Genomic DNA, 19,441 nt, shown 5'->3' on the forward strand with positions numbered 1-19,441 from the left:
CGACTTCCCCGACCCGGACGGTCCCATGATCGCGGTGAACTGGCCCCGGGTGAACGCCGCCGAGACACCGCGCAGCGCGGTCACCGCGCCGTCGCCCCTTCCGTAGGTCTTGACCAGGTCCGTGGCGACCGCGACCCGGTCGTCGCGGACGTGCTCGGCCGACGGCACGGCCGTGGTGGATGTCATGCCGTCAAGCCAACCGCCCGGACGGGAGCCCGCACATTGGCGCGCCCCGGAGAACCTGTGGTGGGGGCAGCCCCACCTCCGGCGCGGTGGAGGCCCGGGGTAGGGCTGGGTCTACCTCGGGACGGCAACCAGACGTAGTGATCTCCGGTCTCCTTCCCGGTTGCCTGGTCTGCGACGAAAACGCAGCTCAGGTGGCTTGTGGAGGGATGCGGTGAAGGTGATGCGCGCGGCCGGTCCGCGGTCGTCGGCGGAGGCCCTGGTGTACGGGGCGTCCGCCGTGTTCGCGGCGGTGACGGCGGCGGTGACCCACCTCGGACCGCACCGGGTCTGGGGGACGATCGCGGCCGTCGCGTACGGTCTCGGCGCGGTGCTCGCCGCCAGACGCGGTGGCGGCGGCCCGGCGGTTCCGGCGCTGGTGGCGGGCGGTGCGGTGCTGGTGCCGCTGGCCGTCCTGGTGGCCACCGGTCACGCCCAGCCGGAGGTGGGCGTCGTGCACCGGTCGGGCGCGCACCTGCTGGAGCACGGCACGCCGTACCTGCCGCCGTCCGAGCTGGCCGGAGGCGGCTACGAGGCCTACAACCCGTACCTGCCGGGGATGGCGCTGCTCGGCGTTCCGCACGCGCTCGCCGGGGTGGACGCGCGGCTGGTGTTCGCGGGCGTGTTCGTCGCGCTGCTGGCCGCGTCCGCCCGCCTGCTGGGGGGCGGCCGGGCCCGGCCGCTGCTGGTGCTGGCCGCCTCGCCGCTGGTGGCGCTGCCGATGACCGTCGGCGGCGACGACCTGCCGGTGATCGGCCTGGTGTGCGCGGGCTTGGCGCTGGCGGTACGGGACCGTCCCGGCGTGGCGGGCCTGGCCCTGGGCGCGGCCGCGACGCTCAAGGCGACGGCCTGGCCCGCGCTGCTGGTGTGCCTCGCGCTGCCGGCGGCACGGGGCGGCGCCCGCCGGTACGTGACGGCGGCCGCCACCGTCACGGCGGTGGGCCTGCTGCCGCCGGCGCTGGTCGACCCGTCCGGGATGGCGGCCAACGTCCTGTGGTTCCCGCTGGGACTGGCGGACGTGGCGTCCCCCGCCGACAGCCCGCTGCCCGGCCGTCTGCTCGCCGACCTCGGCCCCTTCGGGCACACCCTGGCCCTGACCGCGCTCGGCGCCGCCGCCGTCGCGATGGGCGTCTCGCTGATCGTCCGGCCGCCGCGCGACGTGCGGGCCGCCGCCGACCGGCTCGCCCTCGGCCTGGCACTGGCGACCGCGCTCATGCCCGCCTCCCGGTGGGGCTACCTGGTGTATCCCGCCGTCCTGGCCCTGTGGGCGCGGTTCGCCACCACGCCGCGCCGCCCCGAAGCCGACCAGGCCGCCGCCTCGCGGGAGGAGAGGGACCTGTGCCTCGTTGCCTGATCATCACCAACGACTTCCCGCCGCGCCGGGGCGGCATCGAGACGTTCGTGTACGAGCTGGCACGCCGTTTCCCACCCGGCGAGGTCGTCGTCTACACCTCCGGCGAGCCGCAGGCCCGCGCCTTCGACTCCGGGCTGCTGTTCCCGGTGGTACGCGACCGTGCCCGCACCCTGCTGCCGACGCCGCGCGTCGCCCGCAACGCACGCGCCCTAGCGGAGGCGTACGGCTGCGACCGCGTGTGGTTCGGCGCCGCCGCCCCCCTCGGGCTGCTGGCGGGACGGCTCGGGCTCCCGTCCGTGGCGACCACGCACGGCCACGAGGTGTGGTGGGCGACCGTCCCCGGAGCACGCCGGGCGCTGCGCCGCATCGGCGAATGCGCCGACATCGTCACCTACCTGACCGGCTACACCAGGTCGCGCATCGCGGGGGCGCTGGGGCCGCGCGCCCGCACCGCCCGCCTGGTCCCCGGCGTGGACGCCGAGCTGTTCCGGCCCGACCCGGCGGCGGGCGCGGCCGTCCGCGACCACCACGGCCTGGGCGACCGTCCGGTCGTCCTGAGCGTGTCGCGGCTCGTCCCCCGCAAGGGACAGGACCGGCTCGTCCGCGCCCTGCCCCGCGTCCGCCGGGCCGTGCCGGACGCGACACTGCTGATCGTCGGCGCGGGCCCGCAGGACTTCTGGCTGCGCGGCCTGGCCGGACGCCTGCCCGCCGGCGCCGTCGTGTTCGCCGGTGGACGCCCCCACGCCGAACTGCCGCCGTACTACGCCGCCGCCGACGTGTTCGCCATGCCCTGCCGGAACCGCCGCCTCGGCCTGGAGACCGAGGGCCTGGGCATCGTGTTCCTGGAGGCCGCCGCCGCGGGCCTGCCGGTGCTGGCGGGCGACTCCGGCGGCGCCCCCGAGGCGGTGCGGGACGGTGACAACGGCCACGTCGTCGACGCCTCGTCCGTCCCCGCCATCGCCGACCGGCTGATCGAGATGCTGTCCGACGCGGACGCCCGCGCCGCGATGGGACGGCGCGGCCGGGAGTGGGCGCGGGCCGAGTGGAGCTGGGACCGCTCCTACGAACGCCTCCGCGACCTCCTCGACCGGGCCGCCGGCACGTCACGGGCATCCGGGACGTCCTCTAACGTTTCACCGTGAACGTCTGGCGGGCCATGACGCGCAACCCACTGCGGTTCGTCTTCTCGTCGTGGCCGTGGCGGTCGCTGCTGTACCTGGCCACGGGCCCGATCGTGGCGGTGGTCTGGCTGGCCGCGGTGTACGCGCTGGTGCTCGCCGGGGTGCTCCTCACGCCGCTGGTGGTCGGGGTGGGGCTGCTGATGTGCGTGCCGCTGTCGGCGGTGCCGCTGGCGGCCGTGGAACGGTGGCGGCTGCGGCTGGTCGACCCTCGTCCGGCGCCGTCCCCGCACCGCGTGCCGCCTCGGCCCGGCCTGTGGGAATGGGCGCGCTTCCGGCTGCGCGAGTCCGTCACCTGGCGCGAGCTGGGGTACGCGCTGCTGGGGGCCGTGCTGGCGTGCGTCGACTTCGCGGTGCCGTTCGTGCTGATCGTGGGGTCGACCGTCGCGGTGTCCGCGCCGAACCTGGTCTCCCACGGCGACCAGATCATGTACGGCTCGGCCGGCACCGTCGACACCCCCGCGGAGGCGTGGCCGCTCGCCGCCGCCGGCGTGGCCGTCTTCGCCGTCGGCCTGTACGCCTTCACCGCGCTCGCCGGAGGACGGGCGGCGCTGGCCCGCGCGCTGCTGGTGCCTCCCCCCGACGAGGAGCTGGTCGAGGTGCGGGCCTCGCGCGCCCGGATGGCCGGCGCGTTCGAGGCCGAGCGGCGCCGCATCGAACGCGACCTGCACGACGGCGCCCAGCAGCGCCTCACCGGCCTGATCATGACGCTCGGGCTGGCGAAACTGGACGGCGCCGCCCCCGAACTGATCGACAAGGCCCAGGCCGAGGCCCGGGCCGCGCTGGAGGAGCTGCGGGACCTGGTGCGCGGCATCCACCCGTCGGTGCTCACCGACCGGGGCCTGCCCGCCGCGGTCGAGTCGCTGGCCGAGCGGTCGGCCGTCCCCGTCGAGGTGGACGTCGACCTGCCGCGACGGCCGCCCGAGCACGTGGAGTCCACGGCCTACTTCGTCGTCGCCGAGGCGCTGGCCAACGTCGCCAAGCACAGCGGCGCGACGCGGGCCCGCGTCCACGCGCGCACGAACGAAAGGACGCTGTCGGTGGAGGTGTGGGACGACGGCGCGGGCGGCGCTGTCGCGGCCGAGGGCGGCGGCCTGCAGGGGCTGGCCGACCGGGTCGCCGTGTACGACGGCACGCTGCGGCTGTCGTCACCGCCCGGCGGCCCTACGATCCTGCGCGTGGAGATCCCATGCACGTCGTGATCGCCGAGGACTCGGTGCTGCTGCGCGAGGGCCTGGCGCAGATCCTCGACCGGTTCGGCCACCGCGTCGCCGCCGCCGTCGCCGACGCCCCCGCGCTGGCGGCCGCCGTCGCCGAGCACGGGCCCGACATCGTCGTCACCGACGTGCGGATGCCGCCCGGGTTCCGCGACGAGGGCCTGCGCGCCGCGCTCGCGCTGCGCGCCGAACGCCCCGGCCTGCCGATCCTGGTCCTGTCGCAGTACGTCGAGCAGTCCTACGCCGCCGACCTGCTGCACACCGGCGGCGGCGTCGGCTACCTGCTCAAGGACCGGGTCGGCGAGGTCACCGAGTTCGTCGACGCGCTGGAGCGGGTCGCGGCGGGCGGCACCGTGATCGACCCGGAGGTGGTGCGGCGGCTGCTGGCGCGCCGCCGCGAGCACTCCCCGCTGGAACGGCTGACCGAACGCGAACGCCAGGTGCTGGCGCTGATGGCCGAGGGCCGCTCCAACGGCGCGATCGCCCGCGCCCTCGTCGTCAGCGAGGCCGCCGTCATCAAGCACGTCGGCTCGATCTTCACCAAGCTCGACCTGCACCAGACGCCCGACGACCACCGCCGCGTCCTGGCCGTCCTCACCCACCTGCGCGGTGTGAGCCGTCCCTGACCGGGACCCCTACCGCCCCTCGAAGACGGGCCTGTCCTTCTTCAGGAACGCCTCGGTGGCGTTGCGGTGGTCGGCCGTGGCCGCCAGCCGGTCCTGCAGCTCGGCCTCCTTGTCCAGGCTGGACGCCAGGTCGTGCGACGCCGCGTGGTCGAGGGCGGCCCGGATGGCCGCGTACGCGACGGTCGGCCCGGCGGCCAGCCGGCGCGCCAGCTCCACCGAGGCGGGCGCCAGCTCGTCGGCCGGGACGACCCGCGCGGCCAGCCCCAGCTCCAGCGCCTGCGGCGCCTTCACCGGCTCGCCGAGCAGCAGCAGCTCGGCGGCCTTGGCGCGGCCCACCATCCGTTGCAGCGTCCAGGACATGCCGGTGTCGGGGCCCAGCCCGATGCCCGCGAACGCCGTCACGAACGTCGCCCTGTCGGACGCGACGACCAGGTCGCACGCCCACGCCAGCGCGGCCCCGGCCCCGGCCGCCACCCCGTTCACCGCCGCCACCACCGGCTTGGGCAGCGCGGCCAGCGCGTGCACGACCGGGTTGTAGTGGCGGCGGACGGTGTCGTCCAGGCCCTTGCCCGCGGCGAGGTTCTCGGCGTGCTCGCGCAGGTCCTGACCGGCGCAGAACGCCCGGCCCGCACCGGTCAGCAGCACCGCCCGCGCGCCCTCGTCCGCGGCGGCCCGCTCCAGCGCCGCGCGCAGCGCCTCCTTCATCTCGGCGGTCAGCGAGTTCATCGCGTCCGGCCGGTTCAGCGTGATCGTGGCCACCCCGTCGGTGACGTCGTACAGCACGGTCTCAGACACCATCGTCCTCACAATCTCCCCAGGGGCCTCAGGCAACGATCGGCGAAACCGGAGGCCGCGGGCAAGAGCCGCGCCGCCGCCCGGCCCGTCCACGTGGCCGTCCGCCCGCCCGGCCGTCGCCTCCCCGGTCGCTGATCGTTACCACTTCGCGCCCTGAACACGGGATAATGGACCACTACTGATGACGCGGATGCGACAGGCGGCCACGCGGCCAACGGTGCCCGGAGGCCCCACGCGGCCCTAGGCAGGAAGGGGATGCACGCATGGCGGCGATGAAGCCGCGGACGGGAGACGGTCCGCTCGAAGTGACCAAGGAGGGACGCGGCATCGTCATGCGGGTCCCGCTGGAAGGCGGGGGACGCCTCGTCGTCGAGCTGTCCGCCGACGAGGCCAAGGAGCTCGGCGAGGCCCTCAAGCAGGTCGTCGGCTGAAAGACGACGAGTGCCGGTCACGGCACGTGCGGTGACGGCCCCCGGCGGCGTGCCGGGGGCCCGCACCGTGTCGGCCGCGCAGCCGGCCGCGACCGTGTGACGGTCCGCGCGGCACTTCCACACAGCAGATCACGCAGGCAGGCTCCGTGAGCGGCAGGCTCACGAGCAGGCCGAACAGCAGGGACAGGGGGATCACCGGCATGCCCATCCAGACCCGGGTCCGCGACGCGGGCGGACGGCCGGTCGAGGCGGCGGCGTCGCTCGGCGCGCAGGCGGTGGCCCTGCCGGTCCGTCCCGGCTCGACCGCCCCCGCGGACGCCCCGCCCGAACTGCCGTTCTCCCTCGACGAGCTGCTGGCCCTGCACGGCGCCAAGGGCGAGCCCGGCGAGATCGTCGCCGCGCCCGCGCGCGTCGGCGGCGAGCTCTGCGAGCTGCTGCTGTACGGGGTCGGCGAGGCCGCCCCCGCCGACCTGCGCAAGGCGGGCGCCGCGCTGGCCCGCCGCGGCCGGGGCCGCGACACGCTGGTCGCGGGCCTGCCCGAGACCTCCGCCGACGGGCTGGCCGCCTTCGTCGAGGGCGCCCTGCTCGCCGGCTACGAATTCACGATCCGCTCCGGTGACGCGGGAAAGGGCAAGGCCCCCCTCGGCACGCTGGCACTGGCCATCGAGGCCGCCGACGCGCGCGCGGTCGACCGCGGCGTCGCGTTGGCGCGGGCGGCCGCCCGCGCCCGCGACCTGGCCAACCAGCCGTCCACCGACAAGGGCCCGTCGTGGCTGGCCGACCGGGCCGCCGACATCGCCGCCGAGGCCGGCCTCGGGCTGCGCGTGCTCGGCGAGAAGGAGCTGGCCAAGGGCGGCTTCGGCGGGCTGCTGGCCGTCGGCTCGGGCTCACCGCGCCCGCCCCGGCTGATCGAGCTGACCTACGCGCCCGAGGACGCCGACGGACGCCACGTGGTGCTGGTCGGCAAGGGCATCACCTTCGACAGCGGCGGGCTGTCGCTCAAGCCCAACGAGAACATGAAGACCATGAAGACCGACATGGCGGGCGGCGGCGCCGTCATGGCGGTCATGGGCGCGCTGCGCGACCTCGGCGTGCGGAGCCGGGTCACCGGTCTGGTCGCGGCGGCCGAGAACATGCCGTCCGGGTCGGCCATGCGCCCCGGCGACGTGATCACCCACTTCGGCGGGCGGACCTCCGAGGTGCTCAACACCGACGCCGAGGGACGCCTCGTCCTCGCCGACGCCCTGGCCTACGCCGACGCCGAGCTCGACCCCGACGTGATCGTGGACGTCGCCACCCTCACCGGCGCCGCCAAGGTCGCCCTGGGGCTGCGGCACGGCGCCCTGTACGCCACCGACGACGACCTCGCCGCGGCCCTCACCGCCGCCGGGCGCGCCGCGGGCGAGCCGCTGTGGCGGATGCCGCTGATCGACGACTACCGGCCCGCCATCGACTCCGACGTGGCCGACGTGTCCAACATCGAACGCCGCGGCTTCGGCGGCGGCTCGATCATGGCGGCGCTGTTCCTGCGCGAGTTCGCGGGCGGGCGGCGCTGGGCCCACCTCGACGTGGCCGGGCCCGCGCGGGCCACCGGCGACGACGCCGAGATCACCAGGGGCGCCACCGGCTTCGGTGCCCGCCTGCTGCTCACCTGGCTCGGCGCACCGCCCGCCTGAGCCGCGTACCGGCCCCCGGGCCCCCACCCGGCCGGGTCATATCTTGCGGCGGTCGATCACCGGGATCCGGTGGCGGCTGCGCACGGCCGCCACGACCTCCTTCAGGGACGCGTCCCAGGCCGGGTCCACGGCGAAACACCACGCCGCCGCGTCCCGGGCCTCCGGCAGCGCCGTCGCGGGCACGTCCGGCAACGTCAGCGCGACCAGCAGCGACCGCTGGGCCGTGCGGGCCGTCTCGGCCAGCTCCGCCGACGGCAGGAACACCAGGTAGTCCTGCTCGCCGCGGCGGGTGCCCGCCATCCCGCGGCGCAGCGCGCACATCGCCGCCACCCGCGGCCACGGCAGCACCCGGTCGGCGCGGCGCGGCAGCGGCCAGCGCGCCGGACGCCGCACCCCCGTCTGGTCCAGCTCCAGCACGGGGCGCCGCCCCAGCAGCACGCCCACCGCCCACAGCAGGCCGACGCCGAACAGCCCCAGCCCCAGCACGCCCAATGTGACGAACACCACGGCCCCGAACCCGGCGCGGCCCGTCGCGCCGCCGGTCACGAAGCCCGCCGAGGCGAGCACCAGCAGCGCCAGCGCCACCACCTGCCCGGCCGACCGCACCGTCGGCCGCGTCCGGACCTGGAACGCCGCCGCCGCGCGTCCGCCGGCCTCGGCGCTCATTCGCGCTTGACGGCGCACAGCAGGCCGTCGCCGACCGGCAGCAGCAGCGGCACCAGCCGCTCGTCCTCGCGGACCATCCGGTTCACCTCGCGGACCGCCAGCGTGTCGGGGTCGCGGCGGCGCGGGTCGGCCACCCGGTGGTGCCACAGCGCGTTGTCGAAGGCCAGCACGCCGCCCGGACGCAGCAGCCGCAGCGCCGCCGTCAGGTACTCGGGGTACTCGTGCTTGAGCGCGTCGCAGAACACCATGTCGTAGGCGCCGTCGGTGAGCCGCGGCAGCACCTCCAGCGCCCGCCCGACGATCATGCGGGTGCGGGAGGCGCCCAGCCCGGCCTCGGCGTAGGCGAGCTTGGCCAGGCGCTGGTGCTCCGGCTCGACGTCCACGCTGGTCAGCACCGCGTCCCTGCGCATGCCGCGCAGCAGGCAGATGCCCGACACCCCGCAGCCCGTGCCGATCTCCACCACCGTCCGGGCGCCGATCACCGTGGCCAGGAACCGCAGGGCCGCCCCGCCGGCCGGGCCGATGGGCTTGGCCCCGACCTCCTCGCCCCGCCGTCGCGCGTTCACCAGCGCCTCGTCTTCGGGGAGGTACTCCTCCACGTAGGCCAGGGTGGCCTGAATGGCGTCGATGGCTGCCTCCTCGCGGGACCCCCGCCTGGCTCATGCTGGAAAGACATTATCGCCGACCGGGAACCAACCGGCGTTTCAGCACGTTGTAACAGTCGTCGGTCCACTAACCGCCCCAGCCCAGGCGCGACCGTGTCGTTCCAAAGCGAGAGCGTTGGCCACCAGAGAGGAACAACCCAGCACCATGGGAGTGGCAGCACTTACATTTAAGGGCGCTGTGGGGGTCGGCCCCCGCAAGGGGTTCGGGACCACGGCGGCCACGCGCACCCGCGAGAACGCGCCGGAGGCCGAATGGGCCCCGCCGTCGTGGGACGAGGTCGTCCGCGAGCATTCGGGACGCGTGTACCGGCTGGCCTACCGGCTGACCGGCAACCAGCACGACGCCGAGGACCTCACCCAGGAGGTCTTCGTCCGGGTGTTCCGTTCGCTGTCGAACTACACGCCCGGCACGTTCGAGGGCTGGCTGCACCGCATCACCACGAACCTGTTCCTCGACATGGCGCGGCGCCGCCAGCGCATCCGCTTCGAGGGACTGGCCGACGACGCCGCCGAGCGCCTGCAGGGCCGCGAGCCGACGCCCGCGCAGGCCTACGACGACCGCAACTTCGACGCCGACGTCCAGGCCGCGCTCGACGCCCTGGCGCCTGAGTACCGGGCCGCCGTGGTGCTGTGCGACATCGAGGGCCTGTCGTACGAGGAGATCTCGGCGACGTTGGGTGTCAAACTGGGGACCGTGCGCAGCCGCATCCACCGGGGGAGGGCGCAGCTGCGCGCCGCACTGGAGCACCGGGCGCCGCAGCGGCGCGGTGCCGCGGACGCAGGCGACCTGGCCGCGGCGCTGCCGGCCGGAGCGGCCGCCGCGGGACGACCGGCCACGGGGGACGCGTCGACCTACACCGGCGAGGCCCCGCGACCGGAGCGCGCATAGGGTTTCGCCACGCGCCGCCGCGCGTGACCGACTTGATCGACGAGGGAGCCGCGTGAGCTGTCTGGGGGAGCGTCTGACCGCGTTGGTCGACGGTGAGCTGGGTCACGACGAGCGCGACCGTGCGCTGGCCCATCTCGCGGTGTGCGCGCGGTGCAGGGCCGAGGCCGAGGCCCTGCGGGGGCTCAAGAGCCGGCTGCGGGGGCTGGCGGATCCGCCCGCCGCCGAGGGCGCAGACGACCTCCCGACGGGCGACTTCGTGGCCCGCCTGAAGGAGCTGGGCCGCCCGCCGCAGGCCGCACCCGGACCCGATGACCTTCCGCCGCCGTCGCGCCCGTCCGGCGACGTGACGCCCGCACCGGCGGGCCGTCGCGGCGGCGACCGGGTCTCCGGCCGCTCGCACCGGCCGTTCGCGGGCCCCGCCCGCACCCGCCGGCACGCCGCCGTCACCGCCGCCGCCTTCGCCGCCGACCCGGTCGGCTGGCCGGACAGGCCCGGCCCGGCGCGCTCGCCGCGCCGCCGCTACCTGGCCGTCGGAGCGGCCCTGTTCCTCGGTCTCGGCACCGCCTCCTACCTGGCGGGCGGCGAGCAGGACGCGCCCACCGTCAACCCCGCCTTCGACCGCTTCGCCGTGGAGCACGCGCTGACCTCCGGCGACGTCCCGATCACCGATCCGCTGCTGCAGCAGGCCGTCCAGACCTCTCCGGGGCCGTGACCGCGCGGACCTGGGCCGCGCTCGACAAAGCTGTGCTCGCCTGCGGTCTCGCCGGTGCCCTGGTGCTGGCCTGCGCGCTGGCCGGGGACGCCGCCGCGGCGCGTCGCGTGCCCAGCGACCCCGAGGCAGTGCGGCTGCTGCGCGACGCCGCCGACGCGGCCCGCCGCGTCCCGTACCAAGGCGTTCAGGTCGTCACCACCTGGAACCGCCGCGGCCCCGTCACCTCCCGGGTGAACGTCGCGCACACGCCGGGGCAAGGCACGTACGTCGACGCCCGCGAGGGCGACCGCGACCGGGCCACCTACCAGCCCGCCGGGGGCGCGCTCACCGGGTTCACCGCCGCGACGCTGGAGCTGCTGACCCGCAACTACGCCGTCGTGCGCGCGAGCGACTCGTCCATCTGCGGCCGCGCCTCCCGGGTCGTGGAGGCCCGCCGCCGCGACGGCACCCCGGCCGGGCGCTTCTGGATCGACGCCGAGACCGGCCTGATGCTGCACCGCGAGCTGCTCGACGGCACCGGACGCACGATCACCGCGACCGGGTTCGACCAGGTGCGGGTCGCGCCCGGCGGACGTCCCGGCAAGAGCTCGTCCGTGCGCGGCGGCACGCTCGGCGAGGCCGCGACCTCCTCCGCGTGGAACGTCTCCCCCTGGGAGGACCCCCTCGAACCCGCCGAGCTCGGCGACCTGCGCGACCACGGCTGGCCGCTGCCGCGCGCCCTGCCCGGCCTCAGCCTGTCCGACGCCCGCCGCTCCACCACCCGCCCCACCGACGGCACCGTCCACCTGACCTTCTCCGACGGGCTGGAGTCGGTGTCGGTGTTCGTGCAGCGCGGCAGCCTGGACGAACGCGGTCTCGCCGACTGGAATCGCACCGTCAACCGCGGCGACACCGTCTTCCGCCGGGAGTCGCTGCGGCACTGGGCCGTGTGGGCCGACGACGGCTACGTCTACACGGTGGTGACCGACGGTCCCGAGGGCACCGCCGAGCGAGCGGTGGACGCGCTGCCCCACGGCGGGCGGGACCTCTGGACCCGCCTGGGCCGTGGCCTGCGCAGGCTCGCTTCGTGGGTCAACCCCTTCGGATAAGTCTTATGCTCACCACATGCCCCGATGGGCACGATGAGCCTGGATACGTGAACATGCTCGGCGAGAACCATGCTCGGTAGGAGAGATGGGGATGACGGAAGACAGCCGCGGACCCGTCAGGGCGTCGGCGCAGGACGACGAGCTGGTCGCCGGCGCCGGGGTTGAGCGGCGGGAACCCGGCGAGGCGCGGCCGGCCGCGAAAGGGTCCCAGCAGGACGCCCGGGACGACGCGGACGCCGCGGGATACGAGCAGGGTTTCGCGCCCCCCGATCCGCCCGGCGGCGACGCCGCCTCTCCGGGACCCCGGCCGACACTGCTGGACAAGCCCGCCGTCGACGACGAGCAGGCGCCGCAGCGGCCCGGATTCGTCCCGTACGACCAGCACGACCCCCAGCCCGACCCGTACGCCTGGCCGCCCCAGGGCCAGCAGCAGCCCCCGCCGCCGACCGGCCCGCCGGTGTCCACGACCCCGCCGCCGGGCGCCACGCCGATGGGCCCGCCGCCGGGCCCCGGCGTCGGCCCGGGAGGCGGCCTCGGCCCCGGCGGCGTCCCCGGCGCCCCCGGTGGGCCGGGCGGCCCCGGTCAGCCCGGTCAGCCCGGCCCGTACGGGCAGCCGTTCGGCGCGGCCCCCAACTGGGCTCCGGTCCCCGCGCCGCCGTCGTCCGGCCGCGGCGGCCCCGGCCTGGGCATCATGGCCGTGATCGCGCTGATCGTCGCGCTGGTGGCGGGCGGCATCGGCGCCGGCGTCGGGGTGATGGCCACCGACGACAACGGCGGCGGCGTCAGCCTCGGCAGCAACTCCGACAGCGGCTCCGGGCAGCAGAGCCGGCCGCCGGACTCGATCGCGGGCGTGGCGCAGCGGGTGCTGCCCAGCGTCGTCATGATCAGGGTGGCGTCGCCGACCGGCGAGGAGTCCGGGGGGACCGGATTCATCGTCAACAACGGCTACATCATCACCAACAACCACGTGGTGGCCTCCGGCGGCCAGATCCGGGTGGTCTTCAACGACAAGAAGGTGCTGCCCGCCTCGGTCAAGGGCCGCGACCCCAGTTCCGACATCGCCGTGCTGCGTCCCGAGGGCACCCACTCGATGCCCGCGCTGACGCTGGGCGACTCCGCCAAGCTGGCGGTCGGCGACCCCGTGATCGCCATCGGCTCGCCGCTGGGCCTGCAGGGCTCGGTCACCACCGGCATCGTCAGCGCGCTCAACCGAGCGGTGCCCACCCGCGGCGAGGGCGGCGGCGACGGCTCGGTGCTCAACGCCATCCAGACCGACGCGGCCATCAACCCCGGCAACTCGGGCGGTCCGCTGGTGGACGGCCGCGGCCGGGTGATCGGGATCAACACCGCCATCGTCACGCTGGGCAGTGGCGGCATCACCGGCGAGACCCAGGGCGGCAGCATCGGCCTGGGCTTCGCCATCCCCATCAACCAGGGCCGCCGGGTCGCCGAGGAGATCATCAACACCGGCCGGGCGCGCCGCGCCCAGCTCGGCATCGGCATGGACCAGACCTTCCCCGGCCCGGGGGTGCGCATCCCCGAGCAGGCGCAGGGCGGGGTGCAGCCGCTGGTGAAGGGCGGACCGGCCGAGCGCGCCGGGCTCCGCCCCGGCGACGTGATCACCAAGCTGGACGGCCAGCCGATCGAGGACCCGTCCGAGCTGGCGGCGCGGATCCGCAGCAAGGCGCCGGGCGACCGCATCAAGGTCACCTACCAGCGCGGCGGCAAGGAGACCACCGTCGAGGTGGTCCTGTCCGAGGCCAACTGAGCAGACCGGGCCGAGACCCGCGGAACCGTCCGCCCGCCCGCCGTGCGGCGGGCGGGCGGCGCCGGGGTTGCGGGAACGTGAAACCGCGATGAGGTGCCCGTACCGGGCGATTTGCCCGGTACGGGATTGTGTGGGCAGGGGATACGCTGGCCGGCGGGATACCCTGTGGTGCATCGGGCTCGGCGAGCCCGCGTGCCCGGCGAGGTGTGGAGGACGGGTTGTTCGACGTCGGACTCGGCGAGATGGTCGTGCTCGTCGTGCTGGCCCTGGTCATCTTCGGGGACAGGCTGCCCCAGGTCGCCGGGCAGGCGGGACGCACGCTGCGACAGCTGCGGCAGATGGCCAACAACGCCAAGGCCGATCTGCAGGAGGGCCTGGGCCCGGAGTTCAAGGACTTCGACCTGGCCGACCTGCATCCCAAGACGTTCGTCCGCAAGCACCTGCTGGAGGACGACGACGAGAACAACCCCATGCGCGGCGCCGTCTTCGACGACGAGCCCGCCTACGCCACCGCGGGCGGCGGCCTGGAGTACGGCGAACGCCCGCCCTTCGACAACGAGGCCACCTGAGCCCGCCCCACGCGACAAGGCCCCGGGACGACGCGTCCCGGGGCCTTTGACGTGCGGGTCTTAACGTGCGGGTCCTGACGTGCGGGCTTTCGACGTCTGCGGCTCAGCCGCTGACGTCCGCCGGCCCGCTCACTTGCGCCTGGGCGTGATCCCCAGGGACATGCCGGCCAGGCCGCGGCCCCGGGCGCCGATGGTGTCGGCGATGGTGCGCAGCACCTTGGCGGACTCGGCGTCGGGGTCGTCCAGCACCAGCGGGCGTCCGGAGTCGCCGCCCTCGCGCAGCCGGGCGTCGATCGGCACCTGGCCCAGCAGCGGCACCCGGGTGCCCAGCGTGCGGGTCAGCGCGTCGGCGACCTGCTGCCCGCCGCCCGAGCCGAAGACGTCCTGGCGCTCGCCGCAGTGCGGGCAGGTCAGGTACGACATGTTCTCGATCACGCCGACGACCTGCTGGTGGGTCTGCGCGGCGATCGCCCCGGCCCGCTCGGCGACCTCGGCGGCCGCCTGCTGCGGGGTGGTGACGACCAGGATCTCCGCCGACGGCAGCAGCTGCGCCACCGAGATGGCGATGTCGCCGGTGCCCGGCGGCAGGTCCATCAGCAGCACGTCCAGGTCGCCCCAGTAGACGTCGGCGAGGAACTGCTGCAGGGCGCGGTGCAGCATCGGCCCGCGCCACACCACCGGCTGGTTCCCGGCGGTGAACATGCCCACCGAGATCACCTTCACGTCGTGCGCGCTCGGCGGCATGATCATGTCCTGCACCTTGGTGGGCGGGTGCTCCACGCCGAGCATCCGCGGCACCGAGTGGCCGTAGATGTCGGCGTCGACCACGCCCACCTTGCGGCCCTGCGCGGCCAGCGCCGCCGCCAGGTTCACCGTGACCGAGGACTTGCCGACGCCGCCCTTGCCGCTGGCCACCGCGTACACCTTGGTCAGCGATCCGGGCTTGGCGAACGGGATCTCCTTGGCCGGCTCGCCGCCGCGCAGCCGGGTCTGCAGCGCCCTGCGCTGCTCCTCGCTCATCACGTCCAGCTCGACCTGGACCGAGGTGACCCCGTCCAGGCGGGACACGGCCTCGGTGACGCCGCGCGACAGGGTGTCCTTCATCGGACATCCGGCCACGGTCAGGTAGATGCCGACGCGCACCGCGCCGTCGGGCGCGATGTCGACGTTCTTGACCATGTCGAGCTCGGTGATCGGCTTGCGGATCTCCGGATCCTGCACCGTGGCGAGCGCCGCGGTCACCTGCTCGGTCGTCAGCTGGGAGGCCATGACCCCATGGTATGAACTCGGTGCCGGGCGTTGCGAATCAGCACCCCGGGAGCGGACGGTCGCGCCGCGTGCGGGAGTAGCATCGGGACGTGACACCGCCGTCCACCCCGATCTCCACGGAGCTGTCCGTGTGGCGCATGCTGCTGCGCGCCCAGGTGCAGATCTCCCGCCGCCTGCAGGCCGACCTGCTGGCCGACCACGACCTGCCGCTCGGCTCCTACGACGTGCTGACGCACCTCGGCGAGGCGCCCGGCGGGCGGCTGCGGATGAACGACCTGGCCGACCGGGTGCTGCTGTCGCGCAGCGGCCTGACCCGCCTGGTCGACCGGCTGCAGCGCGAGGGCCTGGTGGTCCGCCAGTCGTGCACCAGCGACGCGCGGGGGCTGTACGCGGTGCTCACCCCGGCCGGGCGGCGCCGCCTGGAGGAGGCCACCCCGACGTACCGGCGCGGCGTCCGCGAGTACCTGATGAGCCGCCTCGACGAGGACGACCTGGGGCCTTTCGCCGCGATCCTGCGCAAGCTGCTGGACGAGCCGCCGGCCGCGGCCGCCCGCGCCCCGCGGGCCCGGCACCACGAGGCCGCCGTCACCGCCTGACCGCCGCCCTGCCCGGGAACGGTCGGCCCGGTAACGGCCGGCCCGGCGACGGCGTGCCGCGAACCGCCGTGTCCGGGGACGGCGTGCCGGAAGAGCCGTCAGCGCCTGGGGACTCCCTCACCGCGCGGGGCCGGGGCGCCGTCGGGCCTGGCGCCGCCGCGTTCCCCGTTCAGCTCCTTGAGCATGCGCTCCAGCTCCGAGCGCAGGAAGTCGCGGGTGGCGACCTCGCTGACCGCCAGCCGCAGCCCGGCGATCTCCCGGGTGAGGTACTCGGTGTCGGCGATGGTGCGCTCGTTGCGGGCCCGGTCCTGCTCGTACTGCACGCGGTCGCGGTAGTCCTGCCGGTTCTGCGCAAGCAGGATCAGCGGCGCCGCGAACGACGCCTGCACCGACAGCATCAGCGTCAGGAAGATGAACGGGTACGGGTCGAACCGCAGCCCGGGCGGCCCCAGGCTGTTCCAGGCCAGCCACACCACGATGAACACCGTCATGTAGACCAGGAAGCGCGCCGTGCCCAGGAACCGCGCGATCCGTTCCGACAGCCGTCCGAACGACTCGGGGTCGTAGTGCGGACGCGGCAGCAGCGATCGGGTCAGCCGACGCGGTTCGTCCAGGCGGGCGCCCACGCGCCCGGCCCGGCGCCCGGCCAGCGGCTCCCCGCGAAGCTCGATCATCCCGTTCCCCCTCAGCCTCTCCGCGGTCGGTGCGCGTCGTCGTCCTTGCCGGCGCCGTACCGTCCGGCGCCGCGCAGCGCCTCCTCCTCAGGGTCGGGGCGCTCGGCCGCCGCCACGTCCATCACGTTCTCCCGCCAGTCCTGCGGCAGCAGGTGGTCGAGCACGTCGTCGATGGTGACCGCGCCGAGCAGGTGCCCGTTCTCGTCGGCCACGGCCGCGGCCACCAGGTTGTAGGCGGCCAGGAACGTGGCCACCGCCTCCAGCGACATGGTCGGGCGGATCGGGTCCAGCTCGCTGTCGACGATCCCGCTGACCAGCGTCGACGGCGGCTCGCGCAGCAGCCGCTGGAAGTGCACCGTGCCCAGGTACCGGCCGGTGGGGGTGGCGGTGGGGGGACGGCACACGTACACCTGCGCGGCCATCGCCGGGTTCAGGTCCGGGTTGCGGATCTGCGCCAGCGCCTCGGCCACGGTGACGTCCGGCGGCACGATCACCGGGTCGGTGGTCATCAGGCCGCCCGCGCTGTCCTCGGCGTAGGTCAGCAGCCGCCGCACCGGCGCGGCGTCGCGCGGCTCCATCAGCGTCAGCAGCCGTTCGCGCTGCTCGGTGGGCAGCTCGCCCAGCAGGTCGGCGGCGTCGTCGGGGCCCATGGCCTCCAGCACGTCGGCGGCGCGGTCGGCGTCCAGGGTGCCGAGGATCTCGATCTGGTCGTCCTCGGGCAGCTCCTCCAGCACGTCGGCCAGCCGCTCGTCGTCGAGGGCGACGGCGACCTCGGCCCGCCGTTTCTCCGACAGCTCGTGCACCACGTTGGCCAGGTCGGCGGGCTTCATCCGCTCGAACGCGGCGATCAGCCCGGCGGCGCCCTGGCCGTGCTCGACGGCCGAGAACCCGGTGACCGCGTTCCAGTCCACCACGAACACCTCGCCGCGCCGCCGGCGCAGGCCCCGGCCGCGGCCGCGGCTGACGGCGACCTTGCCGACCAGCCAGTCCCGGGTGCGGGTCGGTTCCATGCCGACGTCCACGACCTGCACCTGCTCGCCGGTCTCGGTCAGCGTGACCGTGCGGTCGAGCAGCTCGGCGATCACCAGGGTCTCCGACTCGCGCTGCTGGAAGCGCCGTACGTTCAGCCGGCCGTCGAAGATGACGGCGTCGGTCTCGATCATCATGACCCGGGTGATGGGCAGGAACACCGGACGGCGCGAGGCGACCTCCACCACCAGCCCGAGCACGCGCGGCGGCCGGTCGCCCAGGCGCAGCGCCACCACCACGTCGCGGACGCGCCCGACCTGGTCGCCCGCCGGGTCGAACACGGCGATCCCGGCCAGCCGCGCGATGAACACACGTGTCGGACTCGCGCTCATGACACGCAGGCTACCCGCGATCTTGGCGGTAATCCGGGCGGCGGTGTGACGTGCGCCGCGGTGTTCACCGGCATGTCACATCCGCGGGGGCTGTCCCGTCTTCGGGGGTGACGTGTTGGAGACGACCGCGAAGGAGGCCGCCGTGGCCCGTATCTCCCTGGACCCTCCCAAGACCCTGCGCTACCGGCTGTTCGCGTGGGCGGTGCGCCGCAAGTTCGGCAAGGATCTCGACCCGATGCGGGCGATGGGCCACCACATGGGCGTGTTCGCCACGTACGGGATGCTGGAGATGGGGGTGCTGCGGTGGAAGGCGCTCCCGCACCGGCTCAAGGACCTGGCGGTCATGGCCGCCGCGGTGCACGTCGGCTGCGCGTGGTGCGTGGACTTCGGCACCTGGGAGGCCAACACGCACGGGATTCCGCTGGCGAAGCTGGAGGCGGTGCCGCACTGGCGCGACAGCGGCCTGTTCACCGAGGAGGAGCGCCTGGTGATGGAGTACGCCGAGGCGATGACCGCCGACCCGCCGCAGGTCACCGACGAGCTGGTCGAGGCGCTGCGCCGCCACCTGAGCGAACGCCAGCTGGTGGAGCTCACCATGTGCGTGGCCGTGGAGAACATGCGCTCCCGCTTCAACCTGGCCGCCGGGCTCGTCGGGCAGGGCTTCAAGGACAACTGCGAGATCCCGGCCGGACGGCTCGCGAAGGAGGCCACGGCATGAGCGAGGACCCGGCGGAGCCCGCGGGCGGGACGGCGGAACGCCCGGACGGGGAGGCGGCGGAGCACGCGGACGGGGCGACCACGCGGCTGTTCGAGGAGCATCGGGGGCTGCTGTTCTCGGTGGCGTACCGGATGCTGGGCACCGTCGCCGACGCCGAGGACGCGGTGCAGGACGCCTGGCTGCGCTGGGCGTCGGCGGACCGCTCCGGCATCCAGGACGTCAAGGCGTATCTGGTGCGGGTCGTCAGCAACATCGCGCTGGACCGGCTGCGGTCGGCGCGGGCGCACCGGGAGGCCTACGTCGGCCCGTGGCTGCCCGAGCCGCTGCTGACCTCCCCGGACGTGGCCGAGGACGCCGAGCTGGCCGAGTCGGTGTCCATGGCGCTGCTGGTGGTGCTGGAGACGCTCAGCCCGCTGGAGCGCGCGGTGTTCGTGCTGCGCGAGGTGTTCGGCTTCCCCTACGCCGAGATCGCCGAGGCCCTGGACCGCAGCGAGACGTCCGTCCGGCAGCTCGGCACCCGCGCCCGCAAGCACGTGGAGGCGCGGCGGCCCCGGTTCGCGGCGGACGGCCGGGAGCGGCGCGCCGCCACCGAGCGGTTCTTCGACGCGGTGCTCGGCGGCGACATCAACCGGCTGATGGAGACCCTGGCGCCGGACGTGGCGCTGTGGACCGACGGCGGCGGCAAGGTCCGCGCCGCCCGCCGCGTCATCCACGGCGCCGACAAGGTCGGCCGCTGGCTGCGTGCGGTGTCCAGCTCTCCGTTCGGGGGCGTGGAGCCGCGGGACTGGGTCGTCCGGCGCGTCAGCGTCAACGGCGAGCCGGGGCTGCTCGTCGAGGGCCCGGACGGTCCGTTCACCGTCGTGACCGCCGAGGTCGACTCGGCCGGCACCGTGACCAAGGTGCTGATGGTCGCCAACCCGGACAAGCTGCGCGCGCTGGCCGAGGGCCGCCGCCTGCCGATGTGACG

The 19,441-nt window shown here is 75.0% G+C and carries 20 protein-coding genes and 1 pseudogene; 14 read left to right on the forward strand and 7 right to left on the reverse strand.

Features of this window, described 5'->3' with window-relative positions; translation table 11 throughout:
• Positions 1-186: pseudogene (locus ABD811_RS28570) on the reverse strand (ABC transporter ATP-binding protein); the annotation flags it as partial.
• A 220-nt stretch (positions 187-406) separates the two neighbouring features.
• Between ABD811_RS28570 and ABD811_RS28575 the strand changes: the two are divergent.
• The 4 genes from ABD811_RS28575 to ABD811_RS28590 are packed head-to-tail and all read left to right on the forward strand — an operon-like array spanning position 407 to position 4,597.
• Positions 407-1,576, forward strand: coding sequence for a glycosyltransferase 87 family protein (locus tag ABD811_RS28575; protein ID WP_344954175.1), 1,170 nt, complete (start codon positions 407-409; stop codon positions 1,574-1,576).
• Positions 1,561-2,718, forward strand: coding sequence for a glycosyltransferase family 4 protein (locus ABD811_RS28580; protein WP_344953927.1), 1,158 nt, complete (start codon positions 1,561-1,563; stop codon positions 2,716-2,718). The genes ABD811_RS28575 and ABD811_RS28580 overlap by 16 nt, the downstream gene beginning before the upstream one ends.
• Complete coding sequence (locus ABD811_RS28585) at positions 2,715-3,956, forward strand: sensor histidine kinase (protein WP_344953930.1); 1,242 nt, start codon at positions 2,715-2,717, stop codon at positions 3,954-3,956. Before ABD811_RS28580 ends, ABD811_RS28585 begins: the two co-directional genes overlap by 4 nt.
• Complete coding sequence (locus ABD811_RS28590; protein ID WP_344953933.1) at positions 3,944-4,597, forward strand: response regulator; 654 nt, start codon at positions 3,944-3,946, stop codon at positions 4,595-4,597. The genes ABD811_RS28585 and ABD811_RS28590 overlap by 13 nt, the downstream gene beginning before the upstream one ends.
• A 9-nt stretch (positions 4,598-4,606) precedes the next feature.
• Here ABD811_RS28590 and ABD811_RS28595 read toward each other — a convergent pair whose 3' ends face one another.
• On the reverse strand, positions 4,607-5,395 hold the full coding sequence (locus tag ABD811_RS28595) for an enoyl-CoA hydratase-related protein (RefSeq protein ID WP_344953936.1): 789 nt from the start codon (positions 5,393-5,395) through the stop codon (positions 4,607-4,609).
• A 260-nt stretch (positions 5,396-5,655) separates the two neighbouring features.
• Between ABD811_RS28595 and ABD811_RS28600 the strand changes: the two genes are divergently transcribed.
• Both ABD811_RS28600 and ABD811_RS28605 read left to right on the forward strand, forming a co-directional pair.
• Positions 5,656-5,823, forward strand: coding sequence for a DUF3117 domain-containing protein (locus ABD811_RS28600; RefSeq protein ID WP_083952185.1), 168 nt, complete (start codon positions 5,656-5,658; stop codon positions 5,821-5,823).
• A gap of 200 nt (positions 5,824-6,023) precedes the next feature.
• Entirely contained in the window at positions 6,024-7,499 is a 1,476-nt protein-coding gene (locus ABD811_RS28605) for a leucyl aminopeptidase (RefSeq protein ID WP_344953940.1), read from the forward strand.
• 36 nt (positions 7,500-7,535) lie between these two features.
• On the opposite strand, the gene ABD811_RS28610 is transcribed toward ABD811_RS28605, so the two are convergent.
• Together ABD811_RS28610 and ABD811_RS28615 are read right to left on the reverse strand one after the other, a co-directional pair.
• On the reverse strand, positions 7,536-8,165 hold the full coding sequence (locus tag ABD811_RS28610; protein ID WP_344953942.1) for a hypothetical protein: 630 nt from the start codon (positions 8,163-8,165) through the stop codon (positions 7,536-7,538).
• Positions 8,162-8,764 (reverse strand): O-methyltransferase, encoded by a 603-nt coding sequence (locus ABD811_RS28615; RefSeq protein WP_344953945.1) that lies wholly within the window; start codon positions 8,762-8,764, stop codon positions 8,162-8,164. The genes ABD811_RS28610 and ABD811_RS28615 overlap by 4 nt, the downstream gene beginning before the upstream one ends.
• Positions 8,765-8,975: 211 nt before the next feature.
• Here ABD811_RS28615 and sigE point away from each other — a divergent pair, with 211 nt between their 5' ends.
• From sigE to ABD811_RS28640, 5 genes are all read left to right on the forward strand, one after another.
• Entirely contained in the window at positions 8,976-9,719 is a 744-nt protein-coding gene (gene sigE / locus ABD811_RS28620; protein WP_344953948.1) for an RNA polymerase sigma factor SigE, read from the forward strand.
• Positions 9,720-9,771: 52 nt separating this feature from the next.
• Positions 9,772-10,431: an anti-sigma factor family protein gene (locus ABD811_RS28625; RefSeq protein ID WP_344953951.1), complete on the forward strand. Its 660-nt coding sequence runs from the start codon at positions 9,772-9,774 to the stop codon at positions 10,429-10,431.
• A complete protein-coding gene (locus tag ABD811_RS28630; protein ID WP_344953953.1) occupies positions 10,428-11,519 on the forward strand; it encodes a sigma-E factor regulatory protein RseB domain-containing protein in 1,092 nt (363 codons plus the stop codon). Before ABD811_RS28625 ends, ABD811_RS28630 begins: the two co-directional genes overlap by 4 nt.
• 91 nt (positions 11,520-11,610) lie before the next feature.
• On the forward strand, positions 11,611-13,287 hold the full coding sequence (locus ABD811_RS28635; RefSeq protein WP_344953956.1) for a S1C family serine protease: 1,677 nt from the start codon (positions 11,611-11,613) through the stop codon (positions 13,285-13,287).
• A gap of 218 nt (positions 13,288-13,505) precedes the next feature.
• The gene (locus tag ABD811_RS28640; RefSeq protein ID WP_344953959.1) at positions 13,506-13,856 is read left to right on the forward strand and encodes a sec-independent translocase; all 351 of its coding nucleotides are present in this window, start codon (positions 13,506-13,508) and stop codon (positions 13,854-13,856) included.
• 129 nt (positions 13,857-13,985) lie between these two features.
• Here the strand turns inward: ABD811_RS28640 and ABD811_RS28645 are convergent, their stop codons facing one another.
• Complete coding sequence (locus tag ABD811_RS28645) at positions 13,986-15,125, reverse strand: Mrp/NBP35 family ATP-binding protein (RefSeq protein WP_344953962.1); 1,140 nt, start codon at positions 15,123-15,125, stop codon at positions 13,986-13,988.
• 89 nt (positions 15,126-15,214) lie between these two features.
• On the opposite strand from ABD811_RS28645, the gene ABD811_RS28650 reads away from it, so the two are divergent.
• On the forward strand, positions 15,215-15,721 hold the full coding sequence (locus ABD811_RS28650) for a MarR family winged helix-turn-helix transcriptional regulator (RefSeq protein ID WP_344953965.1): 507 nt from the start codon (positions 15,215-15,217) through the stop codon (positions 15,719-15,721).
• Between the two features lie 98 nt (positions 15,722-15,819).
• Here ABD811_RS28650 and ABD811_RS28655 read toward each other — a convergent pair whose 3' ends face one another.
• Together ABD811_RS28655 and ABD811_RS28660 are read right to left on the reverse strand one after the other, a co-directional pair.
• Positions 15,820-16,395, reverse strand: a complete 576-nt coding sequence (locus ABD811_RS28655) for a DUF1003 domain-containing protein (RefSeq protein WP_344953968.1) — start codon at positions 16,393-16,395, stop codon at positions 15,820-15,822.
• A gap of 11 nt (positions 16,396-16,406) precedes the next feature.
• Entirely contained in the window at positions 16,407-17,756 is a 1,350-nt protein-coding gene (locus tag ABD811_RS28660) for a magnesium transporter MgtE N-terminal domain-containing protein (RefSeq protein WP_344953970.1), read from the reverse strand.
• Positions 17,757-17,898: 142 nt separating this feature from the next.
• Between ABD811_RS28660 and ABD811_RS28665 the strand changes: the two genes are divergently transcribed.
• The gene (locus ABD811_RS28665; RefSeq protein WP_344953973.1) at positions 17,899-18,474 is read left to right on the forward strand and encodes a carboxymuconolactone decarboxylase family protein; all 576 of its coding nucleotides are present in this window, start codon (positions 17,899-17,901) and stop codon (positions 18,472-18,474) included.
• On the forward strand, positions 18,471-19,439 hold the full coding sequence (locus tag ABD811_RS28670) for an RNA polymerase sigma-70 factor (protein ID WP_344953976.1): 969 nt from the start codon (positions 18,471-18,473) through the stop codon (positions 19,437-19,439). Before ABD811_RS28665 ends, ABD811_RS28670 begins: the two co-directional genes overlap by 4 nt.
• Positions 19,440-19,441 lie beyond the last annotated feature (2 nt).

Source organism: Actinomadura miaoliensis (assembly GCF_039536785.1).
GTDB classification, from domain to species: domain Bacteria; phylum Actinomycetota; class Actinomycetes; order Streptosporangiales; family Streptosporangiaceae; genus Spirillospora; species Spirillospora miaoliensis.

Coding starts and splice junctions, on each gene's coding strand:
- ABD811_RS28610 (WP_344953942.1), bottom strand. CDS start 8,165: ATGAGCGCCGAGGCCGGCGGACGCGCGGCGGCGGCGTTCCAGGTCCGG.
- ABD811_RS28655 (WP_344953968.1), bottom strand. CDS start 16,395: ATGATCGAGCTTCGCGGGGAGCCGCTGGCCGGGCGCCGGGCCGGGCGC.
- ABD811_RS28660 (WP_344953970.1), bottom strand. CDS start 17,756: ATGAGCGCGAGTCCGACACGTGTGTTCATCGCGCGGCTGGCCGGGATC.
- ABD811_RS28645 (WP_344953962.1), bottom strand. CDS start 15,125: ATGGCCTCCCAGCTGACGACCGAGCAGGTGACCGCGGCGCTCGCCACG.
- sigE (WP_344953948.1), top strand. CDS start 8,976: ATGGGAGTGGCAGCACTTACATTTAAGGGCGCTGTGGGGGTCGGCCCC.
- ABD811_RS28605 (WP_344953940.1), top strand. CDS start 6,024: ATGCCCATCCAGACCCGGGTCCGCGACGCGGGCGGACGGCCGGTCGAG.
- ABD811_RS28670 (WP_344953976.1), top strand. CDS start 18,471: ATGAGCGAGGACCCGGCGGAGCCCGCGGGCGGGACGGCGGAACGCCCG.
- ABD811_RS28635 (WP_344953956.1), top strand. CDS start 11,611: ATGACGGAAGACAGCCGCGGACCCGTCAGGGCGTCGGCGCAGGACGAC.
- ABD811_RS28600 (WP_083952185.1), top strand. CDS start 5,656: ATGGCGGCGATGAAGCCGCGGACGGGAGACGGTCCGCTCGAAGTGACC.
- ABD811_RS28590 (WP_344953933.1), top strand. CDS start 3,944: ATGCACGTCGTGATCGCCGAGGACTCGGTGCTGCTGCGCGAGGGCCTG.
- ABD811_RS28595 (WP_344953936.1), bottom strand. CDS start 5,395: ATGGTGTCTGAGACCGTGCTGTACGACGTCACCGACGGGGTGGCCACG.
- ABD811_RS28575 (WP_344954175.1), top strand. CDS start 407: ATGCGCGCGGCCGGTCCGCGGTCGTCGGCGGAGGCCCTGGTGTACGGG.